This is a genomic window from Geoanaerobacter pelophilus, from assembly GCF_018476885.1.
Lineage (GTDB): Bacteria > Desulfobacterota > Desulfuromonadia > Geobacterales > DSM-12255 > Geoanaerobacter > Geoanaerobacter pelophilus.
On sequence record NZ_JAHCVJ010000014.1, the window covers coordinates 1 to 19,795 of the forward strand.

Below are 19,795 nucleotides of genomic sequence, written 5' to 3' on the forward strand. Positions count from 1 at the left end.
CGGAACTAGCGGAACTAGCGGAACTAGCGGAACTAGCGGAACTAGCGGAACTAGCGGAACTAGCGGAACTAGCGGAAGCGGTGCTTGGCTTGGTAGTGTCTCCATGCAATCGGACAATCCCACTCCAGTTGATCGCAAGGATCAGCCTAAACCGGCTGACGCAAACGTTGAGCCTCCGCGAGCTGCTCCTTCGCAGACAGCTGCTGAATCCGAGCGCACGATAAACGAGCCTGAAAAGACGGCAACAGAAACCAAGAAGGAGAAAAAGGCTCAATTTGTCAGCGCCACTTCAATCCTGAATCTTTTCAAGGAGTACAAGGGGGAACGGAAGGGGTTGCTGGCGCTGTTTGCCGCTCCAGCAAAGGGCTATACGCAACAGCCGCCAATATTCCTTGTTGACGGCAAGAGCACCCTTAAAATTACTATTCCTGTTGATGCTTCGGCCTCTGCTTCGCCTAATTTCGCTATCAGCAAGGAAGCGCAGATGGCATCGTTCCCCAAAATCGTCGAGGATAATTGGGTTGTCGAGTTGAAGCCGAAAAAAGGAGTATATCAGGCAACCCTTTCCTATTTCCTCGATGACGTAACGACTGATATTCCACTTAACGTTGCTCCGCTCCTGGAAACTTATAATGGCAAGCCGTTTAATAAGCTTACCGAAAGCGACCTGATTCAGTTCCTGACGCGGCCCGAGGCAGCAAAACCTGACCTGTCGCAGGATCTTAACGGGGATAAGCTGGTAGATTACATTGATGACTACATTTTCATCGCAAACTATCTCGTTCAGGCACCAAAGACAAAAGCGGCGCCGACGAAATCGGATGATGTGAAGACCCAACCCAAGAAAGAGGCTGTGGAAAAACCGGTACAGAAAACCGTTAAGTAATCAATCTTCTTTGATTTCATAAATAAACAGCTTTCGGAGTATTCCGAGGGCTGTTTGTTTATGTAAGTTGTAAATAGGGAAAAGTTAATGGCAGTCAAGAAAAACAGACCAAACCGGCGCAAAACAAGTACAGGCAATCGACCAATCATAACCCTGATTGTGGTGGCAGTTATCCTCTGCGCCATCCTGGTTTTATTGGAGTGGTTGAAAAGCACAACCTCACGGGTTCTTGAGCAAAAGCCCCCGATTGCTCAGGAAGAACGTCATAAACTCCCTGCAAGGCAGTCATACAACCAAATCGAGCTGCAACCTTATACTTCGGCAATGCCGGAGCATAAGCCGCAGCACAAAAAGAAACCGGTATCTGTAGGGACTGTTGCAATTATTGTCGATGATATGGGCACGAATCTGCAAGAGGCAAAGGCCCTGATGGCAATAAACGTCCCGTTAACCTTTTCGCTGATACCGGGATTGCCAAAAGTGAGGGAGGTTGACAAGCTCGCCAGTGAGCGGGGATATCAAGTCATGATCCATATCCCTATGGAACCAAAGGGATACCCAAAACAGCGGCTTGAAGAAAATGGGATTCTGTTGTCGCAAACTGATGCAGAAATCGAGAAGAGGCTTGGTTCTTATTTCAAGCAGGTGCCCCATGCTGCAGGAGCCAATAATCATATGGGGTCAAGGTTTTCCGAAGACGATCAAAAAATGCGGCTGGTGTTAAATCAGCTGAAGGCCCGTTCCTTGTTCTTTGTCGACAGCCGGACAACCCCGGACTCGGTAGGCCTTTCGCTGGCCAGATCTATGGAAGTCTATGCAGCAGGAAGGAATGTCTTTCTGGACAACACCCAGGATGTGCCTGCGATAACTGCACAACTTGAACAACTGGCGGCATTGGCCCGGAAAAAGGGGAGTGCCATAGGGATTTGCCATCCGCATAAGACTACAATTCAAGCACTTGCCATACATCTTCCTCGATTGAAAAAAGAGGGGATAATCTTTGTTCCGGCAGGAGATTTAGTCCGGTAGCGATATCCTCCTATACACGGATCTCAGCTGCGATCTGCTGCTTGATTTTTCGAAACTTCCGGTAATCATCCTCCTTGAGAATTGCTTCGTGATCTTGGTCGGCAACCGGCTGCACTACCAATACCGTGCCATATTGTGCCGATGTCTGCTGGCCTAGAGTATCCTCAAGCAGCCTGAAAAGGCTTCCTTCTCGCATGTTCATAAAGCTATCAGCGTAATCCCCGGATGCAAACAATTGACGGATCAGTTGCCGGCCATCCTTATCATTTACGATTACCTCAACTTGCGACGAAGATCCGACAGTTACCGGCCTAAAAATAAACGTTGATGAGACTATGGCTTTGGCAAGCAGTTGCTGGAAAGGATCTTTTGCTGAGGTAACATTGCCATTGGGATTGAACAGCGCCATGATCAGGCCTGAAAAGCATTCCTTGTGGAAAAAGCCGCGTATCGAGCCATCAAGGTTTTCAAAGAAATGCGACGGTGGGGTGCTACGTCCGGAATCGACCAACGCTCTGTTGCAAACCGGGCAATTTAACCTTATTGTTGCTCGTCTGCTCATGTATGCCGCATTACGCCGCTCTTCCTCAGATTTCATCCATCTGCTGAATTGAAGAGCGCGCGGTTCAGGGGTTTGGGCAATAGTAGATAGAACCTGTTTCGCGATCATGGTGAACTGGCCGTAAACATCAGTGCCCCTGGCATGAGTCAACACAGGGTATATCTTACCGTCAGGATTGGTGTTGAGGCTGTCGACCTTTGGGCTTTTGGAAATATACGTATCTAAGCAGCGATAACCGCGATTAATCGCGTAAGCCTTGAGCAGGGTGCGCTGATCGCGGAACATGCCGTCGAATTTGATTCTGGAATCAACCAAGCATGGGATCAGCGACAGACTCTTTTTATCAAGTCCACGGCTGTCAAACAGTGCAAAGATGTTTTTACAGTTTTCCAGCGAGGCCATATCTTTGACCGGGATAAAAACCTGGTCAGCAGCGTAAAGAGCATTCTGGGTGAGGATGTCGAGTTCCGGGCGCGTGTCGATGATGACAACTCCCGGGATACCGGAGCTTGCCATCATTTTGGCTAGGGCCATTGGTCCCTGGATGGACCCTCTCATCTCTGAAAGTTCATTGGATGACGGGATATAACTGACACCATACTGACCGGTGTAAAGCAGATCCCCGCCAGTGACGCCTCTCAGGAGATCTGCCACGGTATTTGTCGTTTGATGCCCTGGGAGCGCAAACATCCTGTCAACGGTAAAATGGTTGTCGAACGAGAAAACTGAGACATGGAGTTCTTCATTCAGTGCTTTCAGGAAGATCGCCAGGTTGGTGGCAAGCGTTGTTTTGCCAACGCCCCCCTTTTCGGAACATATTGTAATCACGAATGGATAATTTTGCATGCCGGCATAATAATATGATAGTGTTGCCCGGTCAACATGAATGACCAGTGGAGGCAGAGTGGATCTGTTTACAGGAAAGCGGATTCTTACCGTTACCCAATTTACAAATCTCGTTTCAGGCATTCTTGAGGAGAATTTTGATCATGTCTGGATAGAGGGTGAGGTCTCTAATTTATCCACACCAACATCAGGTCATATCTACTTTACACTGAAAGACGCTAATGCTCAGGTCAGGGCAGTCATATTCAGGGCGTCTGCGCGGATTCTCAAATTCAAAATTACCGATGGCATGCAACTCATCGCTCGTGGGCGGGTTTCAGTCTTTGCCCCCAGGGGTGAATATCAACTTATTACGGAGTATGTGGAACCGAAAGGGATCGGCGCATTACAACTCTCTTTTCTCCAACTAAAAGAACGGTTACATAAAGAGGGATTATTCTCTGAAGCCCGGAAGAAACCAGTCCCCAGGCTTCCGCAACGGGTTGGTATCGTTACCTCCCCCACTGGGGCAGCAATTCACGATATCCTGCACGTCCTAGACAGGCGCTTCAGTAATATTCACCTACTTCTGAATCCAGTACGGGTCCAAGGTGAGGGGGCAGCGGCAGAAATTGCCTCGGCAATCCGCGATTTCAACAGGTACGGCAAAGTCGATGTCATTATCGTTGGCCGCGGAGGCGGTTCAATCGAGGATCTTTGGGCGTTTAATGAAGAGGTCGTTGCCAGGGCAATAGCTGAATCAAAAATCCCATTAATCTCGGCAGTAGGTCACGAAGTGGATATTACCATCTCTGATCTGGCTGCCGATCTTCGAGCTCCCACGCCTTCTGCAGCAGCAGAGCTGGTTATTGCCACAAAAGCAGAATTGTCCGAAAAATTAACGACCCAGCTATTCCGACTCAATAGAGTTATTAATTTGATCCTCAGAGAATCTAGAGGAGAGGTTCTGGCGCTCTGCAAAGGGTTAAGAGATCCTTCATCTTTGATCGACACGCTTTATCAAAAAAACGATTACCTGCTGGAACGGCTTAATGCATCAATAACTAAACAGACTGATCTGCGTGGGCAGAAGCTTGCACTACTTTTGGGCAGGCTTTCCGCAGTGAACCCACAAAAACTTGTTTTTACGTATGGAGCACTGGTGCAATCCCTTTATCTGCGGCAGGGAAGGGCTGCTACCAACCTGATGGAGCGTTTCAAGAAATCCGTGATGATGAAGAGCACAGCTCTTGATAATTTATCTCCCCTGGCAACGTTAGCCAGAGGCTATTCAATGGCTTTTCGCATCTCAGACGGACGGTTGATTCGTGACAGCTCCCAGATCACTTCCGGAGATCATATTGGTGTGCAATTCGCCCATGGTAAAGCTCAATGCATTGTTGAGCAAACCACCTCGGATTAACGTCAAAATTCCGCGATTTCTTGACTGGGATTGCGTAATCAGTATAATGGCTGCTTATTTTGATCGGAGCAAGAATGGCGGAAAAGTTTGAAACATCCCTTGCTAAGCTGGAAGACGTTGTAAATCGTCTCGAAAGTGGTGAACTTACCCTGGACGAAGCGCTCAAGGCCTTTGAGGAAGGGGTAAAGCACGCCGCCATCTGCAACAAAAAACTGCATGAGGCAGAAAAGAAAATAGAAATATTGCTTAAGCATAAGGACGGCACATTTCACACCGAACCATTCAACCCGTCTGAGTAAACCGGTTTTTACGGATTAACATTTGGAAAGAGACCTTCATGAATCTTAAGGAATACATTAAAGACCGATGCGCTATCATCGACACGGCACTGGATAGATTTCTCCCCCCTGAGGACGAGCTCCCGGCCTCTCTGCATTCAGCCATGCGATACTCGATATTCGCTGGAGGCAAGAGAATTAGGCCTGTTTTATTGCTTGCTGCCTGTGATGCCGTCGGAGGGGACCACGAAGCTGCCATGCCTGCTGCATGCGCAATGGAGATGATTCACACTTATTCACTTATTCACGATGACCTACCGGCAATGGATGACGACGATTTCCGCCGGGGCCGGCCTACCAATCACAAGGTCTATGGCGAGGCGGTAGCTATTCTTGCAGGTGATGCACTTCTTACCGAAGCTTTTGTCTTACTCTCAAACCCTGAATACTTAAAGATTGATGCCGCAAAAATGCTTGCCGTGATTCGTGAAATTGCCTTCTGTGCCGGCTCCCATGGCATGGTTGGTGGGCAGGTTGTTGATATGGAGAGTGAAGGTAAAAGTGACATTGATCTGGCAACGGTTCAATATATTCACACGCACAAGACCGGTGCTTTGATGAAGGCAGCCGTAAAGGCTGGCGCAATCCTGGGAGGAGCTTCTGACGAGGAGCTTGCCGCATTGACCCGCTATGGCGAAGCCATTGGTCTGGCATTTCAGATCGCTGACGACATCCTCGATATCGAAGGAACTACCGAGGAGATCGGCAAAGATGCTGGCAGTGATCAGGCACGAGGTAAAGCGACCTACCCGGCGGTTATCGGCTTGACCTCTGCCAAGAGTAGAGCAACCGAATTGGTCGAGATGGCTTTGACATCTCTGGAGATGTTTAACAACAATGCCGATCCTCTCAGAGAGATCGCACGCTATATCGTTGCGCGGAAATCATGAATAATAGAATTATCGACAGAATAACAGATCCGAAAGCTATTAAAATGCTTTCGCACCCTGAACTGGTAACCTTAGCTGCGGAACTTCGCACCGAGATTATTGAGACCTGTTCGAAAAACGGTGGTCATCTTGCTCCAAGCCTCGGGGTTGTTGAGTTGACCCTTGCCCTGCACCGTATATTCGACACTGCGAAAGATCGCATTATATGGGATGTCGGACATCAGGCCTATGCCCACAAGCTCATCACCGGCAGAAAAGACTCTTTTCACACGCTGCGCACTTTGGACGGCATTAGTGGCTTTCCGAAAAGGGCGGAGTCGGAACATGATCATTTTGACGTAGGGCACTCTTCAACCTCGATTTCTGCAGCTACCGGCATGGCGGTGGCTCGTGACTTGCTCAAAGGAACAAACAAGGTAATTGCCGTTATCGGCGACGGATCAATGACTGGTGGGATTGCCTATGAAGGGCTAAATCATGCCGGGCACTTGAATAAGGATCTGGTTGTCATCCTCAATGATAACGAGATGTCCATTGCCGAGAATGTGGGGGCTCTTTCAAATTTCTTATCAAGAACGATAACCAATGAATTTGTCCACAAAATCAAAAAGGATCTCGAATCTTTTCTGGAAGGTCTAGACAGTGTAGGCCACAGTGTGTTGAAAGTTGCGAAGAGGGCTGAAGAGTCGCTAAAAGGGTTATTCACGCCAGGCATGCTCTTTGAGGCCTTTGGATTTGAATACATCGGGCCTATTGATGGTCATGATGTGGAATTGCTCACCGAGACCTTCGAGAAGGTCAAGCGTTTCGATGATGCAGTATTAATCCATGTTGTTACCAAAAAAGGGAAAGGTTACCCGCCTGCAGAAAAGAACCCTTCATTGTTCCATGGCGTGGGCCCTTTTGATATTGCGACCGGAAAGGTTATTAAAGGGAAGGGGGGCGCTGCGTCTTATACCGGCATTTTTGGCGATGTCATCCGGAAGATTGCCTCTGAGGATGAGCGATTGGTTGCTATTACTGCCGCAATGCCTGATGGGACTGGGCTTTCTCCATTTGCCAAAGAGTTCCCCGAACGCTTTTTTGATGTAGGTATTGCAGAGCAACATGGCGTTACCTTTGCTGCAGGTATTGCCGCAAAAGGTTTGCGGCCGGTATTTGCTGTTTATTCATCTTTTTTGCAGCGAGCCTATGATCAGATATTTCACGATGTCTGCTTGCAAAATTTGCCGGTAACTTTTGCAATTGATCGTGCCGGGGTTGTTGGTAGTGACGGCCCCACCCACCATGGGGTGTTTGATCTGTCTTTTCTGCGTCACTTGCCCAACATGGTAGTTATGGCGCCAAAAGACGAAAACGAACTGCAGCATATGCTTTTCACCTCAGTTAATTATGAGGGCCCTTCAGCAGTACGCTATCCTCGTGGCAACGGATTAGGCGTGCCGCTTGACCAGCAATTACGAACACTACCCATCGGTAAGTCCGAACTGCTTCGCAGTGGTACGGATGGGTTAATACTTGCGGTGGGTACCATGGTTTCTCCTTGTTTTGCCGTTGCTGAAGCTCTCGCCAAGGAGGGGATGAATCTAGCAGTGGTAAATGCACGTTTTATTAAGCCGTTAGACTCGGAGTTAATTATCGATTTGATTCGTACTACCAATGGGCCAGTATTCACTGCCGAAGAGAATGCCATTCAAGGTGGTTTTGGCTCATCAATTCTAGAGCTGATCGAAGAAAGTGGATTTTCAGGTATCAGGGTCATTCGTATCGGCTATCCTGATCGTTTTATTGAACAGGGTGAGCAAGCAGAATTGAAATCACGGTATGGCTTAGATGAAGCTGGACTTGAGGCAACCATAAAAAAAGCGCTTAAATTATAAAATTATTATTTGACAGCTGGTTACAACTTTGTAATACTTTAGGGGCATGGTTCCTTCCTTCCGTGTAGCCCCATCTGTTCTTTTTCTTGCCGGATTAACAGATGGGGCTTATTTACTCTACCAACACCCTCACTAAAGCCCTCTAAACCCTTTCTTTAGCCTACGTAACAATCACAAATAAGAGCCACAAGGATAACTGCCAGGTAGGCAATAGATGCATGATACGCTTGTGCTTGAACCTGCAAGCGGAATATGTCGACCATGCAGATTACCAAAAAAGCGCTGCCTACAATGCACGCAACAACTGCATACTCAACTGAGTTATAGCCAGTGATATAGAAGGTCAATGATATAGGGGTCAAAAGCACTACGCAGAGTAAGCTCAATGCTTTTGTTAGATTAATACCATGGGTTACAGGGAGAACCGGAATAGTAGCCTGACGATAATCATCCAAATGCTGCAATGCTAGAAACCAGAAGTGTGGGAGTTGCCATACAAAAATCAAGAAAGCAAGCATGAGAGAGGGGGCTGAAACGTGACCTGTGACAGCTGCTGAGCCAATGAGAGGTGGTAAAGCCCCGGGAATTGCACCTGCGGCCACTCCCCAGCAGGAACTCTTTTTAAGCCATGAGGTATATAGCAATAAATATGTTGCTGCCGCCGCAATCAGCAGCGTTGTCGTCAGCATATTCACAAACGTTGCAGCGATGATAAGGGCTGATGAGATTAATGCGAGAGCAATAACTGTGGCCTTAACACTTCCTACCACTTCAAGGGCGCGACATCTTCGCTTCAGGCGAACCATCTGTCGATCGGTATTGCTTTCAAGAACCGAATTCGCCATGGCTGCACCGGTCGCGGCCAGAACGATACAGATGATCCCGTAAGCTTCAAGAACAAACGAGTGCAACTGGGAAGATGCCATAACCATTGCAGTAAATGCTGACAGGGTCTCCGCGCAAACAATCCCAGGTTTTGCGAGTAGCAACATTGCTTCACACTGATGCATCTCAGAGACAACGACTGATGAGTCACCATATGACTCCGACGATATCTGCATTTTGTTGCCCCTTACCTATTCTTCCCCTCGTTTAAGCAGCAACCATGCCTTGCTTGAAATAATAAATCTATACTAGTTTACGTTATTTTTTAGAGGTGAGGTTCACTGTAAATGGCAATTATTGTTGTCTGAACGTTTGCATAAAACATTACGTTGCATGATTTTTAAAGTAGACAAATTGGTAGTACACTCTATTTGCATCTGCAAAAAATATTTCAGCTGCGCCAGTGTCTGCCATTGAGTGAATAATATATGGGTGAGTTATGCCAACTGCTTGATGTTATTGTTAATTATTGCGGGTGTTACTCAGGCTTTAGAACAGGAACGTCTAGAGTATACCCTGAAAATCAACGAGTTAAAGCTGGGGACATGATCAGGCATGAAGTATGAATCAGGGGAAATAATTGTTGCATTCTATCTGAGGCAATTCTTAATGCCATATTTCACTGCAGAACTGAAGCGCTTTTGGCAAACGGTTGTGACGGTGTTGTTATTCATAATGCCATTGGATGCCGTCATCGTGTCAGCTCACACTGCAGAACCGCTCTCTGGAGAGGTGACAACTTCCAAAGGAATCAGTCTTGAAGAGCGTCTGGGCTATAAAATCCCCCTTGGACTGACATTTCGGGACGAGTACGGCAAGTCTGTTCGGCTGACGGAATTGATAACAGCACCGTCCATTATTCTCCCTGTGTATTACAGTTGTAGCAATGTGTGTAACTTTCTCCAGGGAGGACTGGCTAAGGCGCTGCCGGATGTTAATTTTAAGCCGGGTTCGGATTATCGCGTCCTCTCGATCAGTTTTGACGAGACCGAAACTCCGGAATTGGCTTTGAAATACAAGAAAACCTACCTGTCGTCGATGAATAAGCCATTTCCTGAAGATGGTTGGCGTTTCCTGACCGGTGACCGTGATAATATCATCAAACTGACAGATGCCGCAGGCTATCATTTTGAGCGGAAAGAGCACGAATTCGTTCATCCTGTGGTATCTATTGTGGTTGCCCGTGATGGCACTATCGTTCGCTATCTGTATGGTACTAATTTCCTCTCCAAGGACCTTTCTCTGGCAATTCTTGAGGCCAGAGAGGGAAAGATCGGCGAGACGGTAAAAAGGATTGTTGGGTACTGTTTCAGTTTTGACCCTGAGAAAAAGAGCTATGTCTTTAACCTTTTGAGAGTTAGCGCTACAGCAGTTATCCTTACATCTGGAGGATTTCTGGCATTTTTAGTCCTGTGGGGTAAAAAACGGGACAAAGGTAAGACGGGGTGACCATGCAACATTGTGATGATTTGGCTCATCAGAAACTCAGTTTCTGGAATGATACCGGTAAAACAGGAATCTCTGCCTGGGTTTTTTCCACAGACCATAAAAGGATCGGACTCCTCTACCTTTATTCTGTTCTCTCATTTTTTCTGGTAGCAGTCACGATCGGACTCCTCCTGAAGATAGAATTGATCGCGCCTGGCCGGACAATAATGGGGCCAGTGACTTATAACGCCCTTTTTACGGTTCATGGCGTGCTGATGATTTTTCTTTTCATCATTCCCGGTTTTCCCGGGGCTTTCGGCAACCTGGTGATGCCGATTCAGATCGGGGCAAGCGACGTTGCCTTCCCACGCCTCAACCTTTTTTCTTGGTGGCTGTACCTAATAGGCGCGGTCACTATTATTTTTTCTCTGTTCACCGGAGGTGGCCCACCAGATACCGGTTGGACCTTTTATGTGCCGTTTAGTGTCAAAACCGGCACTAATGTCTCTCTTGCCGTGTTCGGCGTCTTTATCGTCGGGTTTTCCTCGATTCTCACCGGAATCAATTTCGTAACGACAATTCACCGCCTGCGAGCAGATGGCATGCAATGGGGGCGATTGCCGCTCTTTGTCTGGTCTGTTTACGCTACCGCCTGGGTACAGATTCTTGCCACGCCGGTCCTCGGGATCACGTTGCTTCTGATCGTCGCGGAACGTCTTCTCGGTACAGGGCTTTTTGATCCGGCACGAGGCGGAGATCCGATACTATACCAGCACCTGTTTTGGATCTATTCCCATCCTGCCGTATATATAATGATTTTGCCAGGTATGGGGGTTATCTCCGAAATCTTTCCGGTTTTTGCCCGCAAGCCGATATTTGGCTACAAGATGATTGCATTTTCAAGTCTGGCAATTGCTGGAGCAGGCTCGCTGGTTTGGGCTCATCACATGTTTACCAGCGGCATGAGCGACACGGCAATACTTGTCTTCTCATTTCTCACCTTTGTCGTTGCCATCCCTTCGGCGATCAAGGTCTTCAACTGGGTAGCAACACTTTACAAAGGATCCATATCTCTTGAAGCGCCCATGCTTTTTGCGCTAAGTTTCATACTATTGTTTTCTATAGGTGGTCTGACAGGCCTTTTGCAAGGAGCCGCAGCTACCAATATTCATGTCCATGACACCCAGTTTGTTGTCGGTCATTTTCACTATGTCATATTTGGCGGCGCTGGCTTTGCGTTTTTCAGTGCCATGCATTACTGGCTTCCCAAGTTCTACGGTCGCACTTATGCCGAAAAACCGGCTGTTGTTGCCTGGGGATTATTGTTTGTCGGTTTCAATATCACCTATTTCCCGATGATACTTCTTGGGTTGAAAGGAATGCCGCGGCGCTATTATGACTATCTTCCTGAATTCACGCATCTGAACCAGTTATCAACCTTTGGCAGTTGGATTCTTGCGACCGGGCTTGCCTTAATGCTGGTCAATCTGAGCCGAGGTCTTCTAAAGGGTGAGCCTATCGGCAGAAATCCTTGGGGTGGGGCCACGCTTGAATGGACCACACAATCGCCGCCGGTGACGGAAAACTTTGAACAGGAACCGGTAGTTACCCATGGTCCGTATGATTTTAATGGGGCAGGAGTTCCATGATTCAACGAGATGAAAATCGCTATGCCGGGGCCAAGCTCGGAATATGGCTCTTTCTGTTTACGGAAATACTTCTTTTCGGAGGGTTGTTTCTGCTTTATGCCGCATATCTTTCCCAGTATCCCCACGAGTTCGCCTCTGCCGGTCACGAGATGCAGTTGGCATTCGGTTTCGCTAACACCCTGGTTCTCATCACCAGCAGCATGCTAGCGGCAATGTCACTTACCGCTGTTCAGTTGAGAGAGCAGCGGAAAGCTCTGATAATGCTCGGGGCTACGATCTTTTGCGCCATAATCTTTCTTGTGAATAAGTACTTTGAATGGAGTTCCGAAATCAACAGCGGCTTTTACCCAAATTCTCCACGGCTCGCTACGGGTCCGATGGGGGAGGCGCTCTATTTCAGTCTTTATTACCTGACAACAGGTCTTCACGGATTGCATGTACTGATAGGTATCGTTTTGCTGACGTTGGTATCTGTGAAGGTCAGCCACGGCACCATTCATGCCGGTAATTATGTTCTGCTGGAAAACTCAGCTCTCTACTGGCACCTGGTGGACTTGATCTGGATATTCATTTTCCCCCTTTATTATCTGGTTCTCTGAGGGTCTTATGGCTTTAGAAAAACATGAAACCGGCGTTCATGTTATCAGTTATAAAGTTCTGATGATGGTATGGCTTACCCTGATGATCCTGACAGGATTGACAGTATGGGTATCTCGACAGGACCTGGGCGTAGGGCATATCCTGGGGTCACTTGCTATCGCTGTTGCTAAAGGAGGCTTAGTGATCGCCTTCTTCATGCACATGAGCTTCGAGGGTCGTCTGCTTCGCTGGTTGTTATTTGTTGCCCTGCTCACCCTGGCAGTGTTTATCGGTTTCACATTCTTTGATCTTGCATACCGCTAGGAGTTGATGTGGACCCATATCTGCTGACGACAAATCAGGCGGTTGATCCGGTATTCAAGTTTATCTACGTGGTGTGTATTCTTTTATTTGCAGGGATCTCAGCGGTGATGTTCTGGTTTGTTTTTCGTTATCACCGTTCACGCGCTCCCCAACCGACGTCGCTGCAGGCAAGTAATCTCTGGCTTGAGGTTCTCTGGACTGCCGTTCCAACACTGCTGGTAATGGCAATGTTTTACTACGGCTGGGCCGGTTATCTTGCGCTGCGTAATGTACCCAAAGGCGCATTGACAGTAACTGCAACTGCCAGGATGTGGTCATGGAGTTTTTCTTATGCAAACGGGAAGTCCAGCAAAAAGCTCTATGTTCCTGCTGGCAGGCCTGTCCTGGTTAACTTGGTTTCCATGGACGTTATTCATGGGTTTTATCTGCCGGCCTTTAGGGTTAAACGCGACATTGTCCCAGGGATGAAGAATCATGTCTGGTTCGTAGCATCGCAAAAAGGGTCGTATGATCTTTTCTGCTCGGTTTATTGCGGCACCGAACACTATAAAATGACGACAACTGTTGAGGCTGTTGCCGAAGACAGGTTCAACCAATGGCTGGAGAGTCCGGAACCGGAAGCTTCCAAGACACCCGGCATTAAGCTCCTTGAGAAATATGGTTGTCTCGGTTGTCACTCGCTCGACGGTACAGAGGTTGTCGGGCCAACATTCAAGGGACTTTGGGGGAAGCGGCAGGCAGTCATTACCAATGGGAAGGAGAGGAGTATCATTGTGGATGAAGAGTATCTTAAACGCTCAATTGAGAAGCCGGAGGCCGATATTGTCAAGGGGTATCAGCCGATAATGCCAAAAAATCCTGACCTAAAGGAAGATGAGCTTGAAGCAATAGTGGAGTTAATAAAAAGTATTGGCGAGGATTAGAAATGAGATACTCCATGATATCAACGGTTCTCCTTTTCACCGGATTATTTGCCTGTAACCCAACAACTGGTTATTCCGGTAAAAGCGGTCCTTCGGCTCTTAAAATCTTTTCTGTCACAGAAGGGAGATACGTCATGTCTGAAAAGGTAATAAAGTCTGAGGCCGAATGGAAAAAATTCCTTACTCCGGCGCAATTCCACATTTTGCGGGAAAAGGGGACTGAGCGGGCTTTTAGCGGCAAACTGCTGAATGTTCATGGTCGCGGGGTATTCCGTTGTGCCGGGTGTGGATTGGATCTCTTCAGTTCCGATGATAAATTCGAGTCTGGTACCGGTTGGCCGAGTTTCACTAAACCGATTGCCAAAGAAAATGTAACGTTAAAATCAGACAACAGCTTTTTCATGAAGAGAACAGAGGTGCTTTGTGCCCGTTGCGACGGTCATTTGGGACATGTTTTTGATGATGGGCCGCAACCGACCGGTCAACGCTACTGCATGAATTCGGATGCCATGACTTTTGCTGAGCTTAAAGCCGCTAAATGAAATACTCTACCGACAAGACTGCTATTGCTCAGGCAATGTACCTAACGCTGATTTTTATGCTCTGCCTCGGGCTGTTGGGAACGGATGCTCATGCAGCTGAGCAATCGCACACAGCATTAGCCATCAACGTCGAAAATGATGCCTTTTACGGCAAGGACGAAAATTACACTGCCGGCAGTTCCCTTGTCATAACCAGAAATAACAAAGGTTTTTTGGGCGGCTCCTGGAGCATAGTCGGTACTGATAGCGGCAGTTACTTCTCAACCTATGAAATAGCGCAACTGTTGTTTACCCCGACAGAAACCCATCTGCAAGTGCCTGACCCCAAAGACAGGCCATACGCAGGTATCCTTTATCTAGGGTTGACATCACATCTGCAAACCAGCTCTTCGCTTCAATCCATAAAACTTATTGGCGGCGTTATCGGCCCGTATTCCCTCGGAGAGTCCGGACAAAAAACATCTCATGAGCTGTTCCAGAGCAGTCTGCCCCAGGGGTGGGACTATCAGATCCATAATGAACCGCTTATTGATCTCCAATACGAGTATCGCCATAAATTCGAAACCGCACATCGAGGTGATGGCTTCGGTATTCAGCTGTTCCCAATTGGTGGGGGCATGCTTGGCAATTACCTCACAAAGGGGCACCTGGAACTGCAACTGCGCATTGGGTACAATTTGCCCGAATCCATTGGTGATACTTCTATTCGCGGCATCGGCACTGTTCCGTTACCGGACAATTTCTGGGACAAGCATTTCTGGGGGGCTTATCTGTTTGGTGGGGCAGGGGCTGATTTCGTCACAAGAGATATCACCTTGGATGGCAATAGCTTCGAAAGCAGTAGAAGTGTTGCGAAGCGCAACTTTGTCCCATCAGGATCGGTTGGCGTTGCCTTGCTGATCGGCAGACTAAAGAGCTCGTATACCTACAACCTAATTGGTAAAGAGTTCTATGGGCAAAAAGAAGTCGAGCAATTTGGGGCCGTAAATGTAACGTACTATTTTTAACCGCTCAAAAGCAGTAGCTTATCCCCCCGAGAAGAACATCGGCGTCCCGGTCATAGTGAGTTAATATGCGGTTCCACGAGGCTCTTACCCCCCAAGGGCCATGGAGCCTGTAGCTGCCGGACATGGTGATAATTCCGGACAACGGCTTGTGGGAAATCTTGCCGGCATAATGGTCGACGGTAAAGTAGATGCCGCCACCAGCGCTGAGTGAAAACCGATCGCCCCAAAAATTCCTGACGCCCCATAGTTCTGAGGTAATGCCGTTGCGCCTGACCAGATGGTTATTCCCTTCATAGAGCCACCCGACACTCCAATCAATATATTGCACCAGAGAACGCCGGTATTCCACGCCTGAGGCAAGGTTGCTCTCAGAATTGAAGCTATTTACAATAGATTGTCCCAGATAGGCAGTTATTTCGTTATCGGTATTCGGTGTGCTTGATCTGATGGCGGGGGAAGCGGGGGAGGTATCCAACCGGTAACCGATACCTGCCAGCGTCGAAACCGTATCAAAGCTGCCACCAACGCCGGCCCAATTGGTCCGCAACTGGAAAAGCCAGTCTTTGACGTACCAGGTTGCAGCAACACTTGCTATGATCCCAAGTCCGTGTTCATTGCTATAAGAATTACCGCTGTTGTTGGTCGTATCAAAATAATAGTACGGTCCTACCCCTGTTGCCAGTGAAAGTCTGTGGACGAGGATGTCGGTCTTGCCCCATAACTGGATGGCATGGCCGTCGCGATGGTGGTTTGGGACGTGCCCTTCATTCAGGTAAGAGAAGCCGGCGGCGAAATTGGCCCCCAGCGATTCTTTGTATTCGAGTTGCCATGAGTAGGAACTGTCATGCACATCAGCATTCTTTACAGCTCCGCCAAGTAAGGAGAACTCCTGACCAACTGCTTCGTGGCTGCTTGGCAAAAGAAGCATGGCAAGAGTTATCAGGATGCTGCGTTTTGTTGGCAAGCTACTTCGCCTGCTTTACATAGTTCAGTGTCCCCCCAGCCAATAGTTCTTTCCGCTCTTTTTCAGAGACATCAAGGATGGTTGTAATGGTGCCCCTTTGTGACTCAACCCCGATTTCACGTTCACCATTGGCAATCAAGCTGCGAATATTGCTGAAGGTAAGAATCTCACCCTGCTGAATGGCGTCATAATCCGAAGGGTTCTTGAAAACCAAGGGCACAATCCCAAAATTAACCAGATTAGCTTTATGTATTCGTGCGAAACTCTTGGCAATTTTTACCCTGATCCCGAGATATCTGGGAGCAAGAGCGGCATGTTCCCGCGAAGAGCCTTGCCCGTAATTATCACCGGCAACAATCACTCCGCAGCCTTTATCCTGCGCACGTTTATGGAATTCCGGATCGATCTGCTCAAACACGAACTGGCTGATGGCCGGAATATTACTGCGATACGGGAGAACTTTGTTGCCAGCAGGCATGATCGTGTCGGTTGAGATATTATCGCCAAGCTTGATGATAATTTCTGCTGCAAGGTTATCCGGCAGCGCTTCGAAATCAGGGAACGGAACGATATTCGGGCCGGTAATAATCTCGACCTTGGACGAATCAACTGCCGGGAATATGATGCTTGAATCATCAACAATATACTTTTCCGGATTCTGGACATTTGGCCATGCCATTAAGTCCCCAAGCTTGCGAGGGTCGGTGATCTCCCCGAAAATACCGGCAGCAGCGGCCGTTTCCGGTGAGCAGAGATAGACTAAGTCATTTTTGGTGCCACTACGACCGGGGAAGTTTCGGGGAAAGGTTCTGAGGCTGACCTGCCCGGTGCCGGGTGCCTGCCCCATGCCTATGCAGCCAAGGCAACCGGGTTGATGTATCTGGGCACCAGCCATGAGAAGCATCATGACGCCCCCCTGCGCAGCTACGTTTTCCAGTACTTGACGGCTACCCGGGTTGACGTTGAACGACAGGTGAGAAGCGATTCTTCTTCCATCAAGAATTCTACAGACCGTCATGAGGTCCCTGAACGACGAGTTTACCGAGCTGCCGACAAGCACCTGGTCAACCTTAGTGCCTGCCACTTCCCTGACAGGAACGACGTTATCCGGGGATGACGGGCAGGCAATCAATGGCTCCAGCCCGGAGAGATCGATTTCGTCGTACTCGTCATAGGTGGCGTCGGGGTCGGCTGATAGCTCAATCCAGCTGTCACCTCGTCCCTGGGAGATGAGAAATTCCCTGGTCCGCGTATCTGACGGGAAAATGCTGGAAGTAGCCCCAAGTTCTGCCCCCATGTTGCCGATGGTTGCCCGGTCAGTCGCTGACAAGGTGGCCACGCCCGGTCCATAGTATTCGATGATTTTGCCGACGCCACCTTTAACTGTGTGCCTGCGCAACATCTCAAGAATAACATCCTTTCCAGATACCCATGGCGGCAATGTTCCAGACAGCTTAACACCCATAACTGCCGGACAGGGGAGGTGGAACGGCTTCCCTGCCATTGACAAGGCAACGTCCAGCCCGCCGGCGCCAATTGCAATCATCGACAAGCCGGCAGCAGTCGGTGAGTGCGAATCAGCTCCCAGCAAGATTTTGCCGGGGACCCCGAACCGTTCGAGATGAACCTGGTGCGACACTCCATTTCCAGCTTTTGAGAGGTAAATCCCGAATTTTTGAGCGGCAGTCATCAGGAATATATGATCGTCGGCATTTCTGTTGTCCGTCTGCAGAAGATTATGATCAATATATTGGGCAGCCAGTTCCACCTTGACCCTGTCTACTCCCATGGCGATGAATTCGAGCATCGCCATGGTTCCTGTGGCGTCCTGAAGAAGAGAATGATCAATTTTTAGCGAGATCTCTGATTTGGGAATCATTTCACCTGAGGCCAGATGAGACTCGAGAATTTTTGTGGTGAGGTTCTTGCCCATAATTGCTCCTTATCAAAAATATGATCTATATATTTTATCAGATAAAGAATGTTTAGCAGCATTTATGCCTTGTTTGTCTGGATCTGTTTTCAGGAGTTTATGTTGAGCCTCAAAATCAATAGTGCCACCCTGGTGTATTTATCAATTCTGTAAATCTAATATGTTTGATGACGTCGGCGTGATCCGGTAACGGGCAAGATTTGTATTGCCTGAAATAATTGTTGCATAATGCAATTGCGTTTCAAAGTAAGACGGTTGGCTCTTTCTGAAGCATTATGAGAGCAATAATGATTTCATCCGTAACTTTATCTATGTTTCATATCAACCAGGAATTGTTGATTTTTTGTCAATTTTATCAACGGCACAATTTGTGCGAGGTTTATAAAAAGCATCTTCGCTGAATTTAATTAAAGAGGAGATTGTATATGTCAATTCGCTTGAGCATAGTGATTGGGAGTCTGTTATTGTCAACTGTTTCTACCGCTGCCTGGGGAGAGATACGCGGCAAGGAAGTGGAGTATACCTCAGACGGAACAATGCTGAAAGGTTACCTTGTCGAAAACACTGCAATCAAAGGGAAAAGGCCTGCGGTATTGGTGGTCCATGAGTGGTGGGGGCATAATGACTATGCGCGTAATCGGGCTAAAATGTTGGCGAAGTTAGGATATACTGCTTTGGCAGTTGATATGTTCGGTAACGGCAAAACAGCACAGCACCCGGATGATGCGGCGAAATTTGCCGGTGAACTTATGAAGAATAAGGAATTGTCAGAATCTCGGTTTAATGCCGCGGTTGAATTCGTAAAACAACAGAAATCTGTTGATCCGACCAAGATTGCGGCCATTGGCTACTGTTTTGGAGGAGGGGTAGTGCTACATATGGCAAGGCAAGGCGCTGATTTGAAAGGTATTGTCAGTTTCCATGGGAGTCTGGCTACTGACTCACCTGCTGCGCCAGGGGCTGTCAAGGCACGTGTGCTAGTATTCAATGGTGAGGCTGATAAAATGATCACCGCTGAGCAGGTTACTGCTTTTAAAAATGAAATGGATTTGGCTGGAGCAAACTATCGGTATGTGGGCTATCCGGGAGTAATGCACAGCTTCACCAATCCGGCGGCAGATGATTATGCAAAACGATTTAATCTGCCACTGGCGTACAATAAAAACGCTGATAAGGATTCCTGGGGGCAGACCGTTAAATTTCTCAAGGATACTTTTAATTTAAAAATATAACAGTAAGCGACATGTAAATGAATGTGATTTTCATTTGCAAAAAAAACATAACCCAGCTATATTAAATACAAAGGTGTACACTGAAATTTCGGAGGAGAGCCATGAGACGGTTACTTACAATAATAGGGATTGTGGCTACATCTATTCTTTTAACATCAGGTCAGGTGTTAGCTGCGGACGCAACTTACAAAGATGAAATTAAGAGGGATGAGTGTCTGTTAGTTTCTAAAAACTGCACAGATAACGTAGACTCAATTCAGCAGCGGATTGAGAAGCTGAACAAAGAAATCATAAAAGGGACCGATGTATATACGAAGGATGAACTGGAGAACCTCAAGGGTAAACTTCGCGATACAGAAAGGGAACTTGAGTTCATGGAGTATGGTGGCTGACAGCTACTAGCTAAATACCAGCGAAAAGAGACAGCAATCGTTTGGATTCTGTCTCTTTTTGTATCAGTAAATGATCTGGTTCACATATTTAGCTCTGAGAGGAG

At 47.8% G+C, this 19,795-nt stretch carries 18 protein-coding genes and 1 pseudogene; 15 read left to right on the forward strand and 4 right to left on the reverse strand.

Annotated features, from left to right (window positions below; all coding sequences use genetic code 11):
- Both KI809_RS19770 and KI809_RS19775 read left to right on the forward strand, forming a co-directional pair.
- Positions 1–886: pseudogene (locus KI809_RS19770) on the forward strand (hypothetical protein); the annotation flags it as partial.
- A gap of 87 nt (positions 887–973) precedes the next feature.
- Positions 974–1,915 (forward strand): divergent polysaccharide deacetylase family protein, encoded by a 942-nt coding sequence (locus KI809_RS19775; RefSeq protein ID WP_214173335.1) that lies wholly within the window; start codon positions 974–976, stop codon positions 1,913–1,915.
- A gap of 10 nt (positions 1,916–1,925) precedes the next feature.
- On the opposite strand, the gene KI809_RS19780 is transcribed toward KI809_RS19775, so the two are convergent.
- A complete protein-coding gene (locus KI809_RS19780) occupies positions 1,926–3,323 on the reverse strand; it encodes a ParA family protein (RefSeq protein ID WP_214173336.1) in 1,398 nt (465 codons plus the stop codon).
- A gap of 58 nt (positions 3,324–3,381) precedes the next feature.
- Here KI809_RS19780 and xseA point away from each other — a divergent pair, with 58 nt between their 5' ends.
- From xseA to dxs, 4 genes are all read left to right on the forward strand, one after another.
- Positions 3,382–4,725, forward strand: a complete 1,344-nt coding sequence (gene xseA, locus KI809_RS19785; protein ID WP_214173337.1) for an exodeoxyribonuclease VII large subunit — start codon at positions 3,382–3,384, stop codon at positions 4,723–4,725.
- Between the two features lie 74 nt (positions 4,726–4,799).
- Positions 4,800–5,024 carry an exodeoxyribonuclease VII small subunit gene (locus tag KI809_RS19790; protein WP_214173338.1) on the forward strand — a complete coding sequence of 75 codons (225 nt, stop codon included), beginning with the start codon at positions 4,800–4,802 and terminating at the stop codon, positions 5,022–5,024.
- A 38-nt stretch (positions 5,025–5,062) separates the two neighbouring features.
- Entirely contained in the window at positions 5,063–5,953 is an 891-nt protein-coding gene (locus tag KI809_RS19795) for a polyprenyl synthetase family protein (RefSeq protein WP_214173339.1), read from the forward strand.
- A 44-nt stretch (positions 5,954–5,997) separates the two neighbouring features.
- Entirely contained in the window at positions 5,998–7,833 is a 1,836-nt protein-coding gene (dxs, locus tag KI809_RS19800; protein ID WP_435052265.1) for a 1-deoxy-D-xylulose-5-phosphate synthase, read from the forward strand.
- 155 nt (positions 7,834–7,988) lie between these two features.
- On the opposite strand, the gene cyoE is transcribed toward dxs, so the two are convergent.
- Complete coding sequence (gene cyoE / locus KI809_RS19805; protein WP_214173341.1) at positions 7,989–8,894, reverse strand: heme o synthase; 906 nt, start codon at positions 8,892–8,894, stop codon at positions 7,989–7,991.
- A gap of 433 nt (positions 8,895–9,327) precedes the next feature.
- On the opposite strand from cyoE, the gene KI809_RS19810 reads away from it, so the two are divergent.
- The 7 genes from KI809_RS19810 (at position 9,328) to KI809_RS19840 (ending at position 15,170) form a co-directional block, all read left to right on the forward strand.
- Positions 9,328–10,167, forward strand: a complete 840-nt coding sequence (locus KI809_RS19810) for an SCO family protein (protein ID WP_246559532.1) — start codon at positions 9,328–9,330, stop codon at positions 10,165–10,167.
- Positions 10,168–10,169: 2 nt separating this feature from the next.
- A complete protein-coding gene (ctaD, locus tag KI809_RS19815) occupies positions 10,170–11,795 on the forward strand; it encodes a cytochrome c oxidase subunit I (RefSeq protein WP_214173342.1) in 1,626 nt (541 codons plus the stop codon).
- Positions 11,792–12,394, forward strand: coding sequence for a cytochrome c oxidase subunit 3 family protein (locus KI809_RS19820; RefSeq protein ID WP_214173343.1), 603 nt, complete (start codon positions 11,792–11,794; stop codon positions 12,392–12,394). The genes ctaD and KI809_RS19820 overlap by 4 nt, the downstream gene beginning before the upstream one ends.
- A gap of 7 nt (positions 12,395–12,401) precedes the next feature.
- Positions 12,402–12,698, forward strand: coding sequence for a cytochrome C oxidase subunit IV family protein (locus KI809_RS19825; protein WP_214173344.1), 297 nt, complete (start codon positions 12,402–12,404; stop codon positions 12,696–12,698).
- 8 nt (positions 12,699–12,706) lie between these two features.
- A complete protein-coding gene (gene coxB / locus KI809_RS19830; protein WP_214173345.1) occupies positions 12,707–13,621 on the forward strand; it encodes a cytochrome c oxidase subunit II in 915 nt (304 codons plus the stop codon).
- A gap of 134 nt (positions 13,622–13,755) precedes the next feature.
- Positions 13,756–14,163: a peptide-methionine (R)-S-oxide reductase MsrB gene (msrB, locus tag KI809_RS19835; protein WP_246559533.1), complete on the forward strand. Its 408-nt coding sequence runs from the start codon at positions 13,756–13,758 to the stop codon at positions 14,161–14,163.
- Positions 14,160–15,170: a lipid A deacylase LpxR family protein gene (locus KI809_RS19840; protein ID WP_214173347.1), complete on the forward strand. Its 1,011-nt coding sequence runs from the start codon at positions 14,160–14,162 to the stop codon at positions 15,168–15,170. Before msrB ends, KI809_RS19840 begins: the two co-directional genes overlap by 4 nt.
- Before the next feature lie 4 nt (positions 15,171–15,174).
- On the opposite strand, the gene KI809_RS19845 is transcribed toward KI809_RS19840, so the two are convergent.
- On the reverse strand, positions 15,175–16,134 hold the full coding sequence (locus tag KI809_RS19845; RefSeq protein WP_214173348.1) for a hypothetical protein: 960 nt from the start codon (positions 16,132–16,134) through the stop codon (positions 15,175–15,177).
- Between the two features lies 1 nt (position 16,135).
- Entirely contained in the window at positions 16,136–18,067 is a 1,932-nt protein-coding gene (locus tag KI809_RS19850; RefSeq protein ID WP_214173349.1) for an aconitate hydratase, read from the reverse strand.
- Positions 18,068–18,492: 425 nt separating this feature from the next.
- Between KI809_RS19850 and KI809_RS19855 the strand changes: the two genes are divergently transcribed.
- Positions 18,493–19,299, forward strand: coding sequence for a dienelactone hydrolase family protein (locus KI809_RS19855; RefSeq protein ID WP_214173350.1), 807 nt, complete (start codon positions 18,493–18,495; stop codon positions 19,297–19,299).
- A 101-nt stretch (positions 19,300–19,400) separates the two neighbouring features.
- A complete protein-coding gene (locus KI809_RS19860) occupies positions 19,401–19,691 on the forward strand; it encodes a hypothetical protein (RefSeq protein WP_214173351.1) in 291 nt (96 codons plus the stop codon).
- The last annotated feature ends 104 nt before the right edge of the window (positions 19,692–19,795 follow it).

Coding starts and splice junctions, on each gene's coding strand:
- KI809_RS19860 (WP_214173351.1), top strand. CDS start 19,401: ATGAGACGGTTACTTACAATAATAGGGATTGTGGCTACATCTATTCTT.
- msrB (WP_246559533.1), top strand. CDS start 13,756: ATGTCTGAAAAGGTAATAAAGTCTGAGGCCGAATGGAAAAAATTCCTT.
- KI809_RS19810 (WP_246559532.1), top strand. CDS start 9,328: ATGCCATATTTCACTGCAGAACTGAAGCGCTTTTGGCAAACGGTTGTG.
- KI809_RS19780 (WP_214173336.1), bottom strand. CDS start 3,323: ATGCAAAATTATCCATTCGTGATTACAATATGTTCCGAAAAGGGGGGC.
- KI809_RS19795 (WP_214173339.1), top strand. CDS start 5,063: ATGAATCTTAAGGAATACATTAAAGACCGATGCGCTATCATCGACACG.
- dxs (WP_435052265.1), top strand. CDS start 5,998: ATGCTTTCGCACCCTGAACTGGTAACCTTAGCTGCGGAACTTCGCACC.
- KI809_RS19775 (WP_214173335.1), top strand. CDS start 974: ATGGCAGTCAAGAAAAACAGACCAAACCGGCGCAAAACAAGTACAGGC.
- KI809_RS19825 (WP_214173344.1), top strand. CDS start 12,402: ATGGCTTTAGAAAAACATGAAACCGGCGTTCATGTTATCAGTTATAAA.
- KI809_RS19790 (WP_214173338.1), top strand. CDS start 4,800: ATGGCGGAAAAGTTTGAAACATCCCTTGCTAAGCTGGAAGACGTTGTA.
- KI809_RS19855 (WP_214173350.1), top strand. CDS start 18,493: ATGTCAATTCGCTTGAGCATAGTGATTGGGAGTCTGTTATTGTCAACT.
- KI809_RS19840 (WP_214173347.1), top strand. CDS start 14,160: ATGAAATACTCTACCGACAAGACTGCTATTGCTCAGGCAATGTACCTA.
- KI809_RS19850 (WP_214173349.1), bottom strand. CDS start 18,067: ATGGGCAAGAACCTCACCACAAAAATTCTCGAGTCTCATCTGGCCTCA.
- KI809_RS19820 (WP_214173343.1), top strand. CDS start 11,792: ATGATTCAACGAGATGAAAATCGCTATGCCGGGGCCAAGCTCGGAATA.
- ctaD (WP_214173342.1), top strand. CDS start 10,170: ATGCAACATTGTGATGATTTGGCTCATCAGAAACTCAGTTTCTGGAAT.
- cyoE (WP_214173341.1), bottom strand. CDS start 8,894: ATGCAGATATCGTCGGAGTCATATGGTGACTCATCAGTCGTTGTCTCT.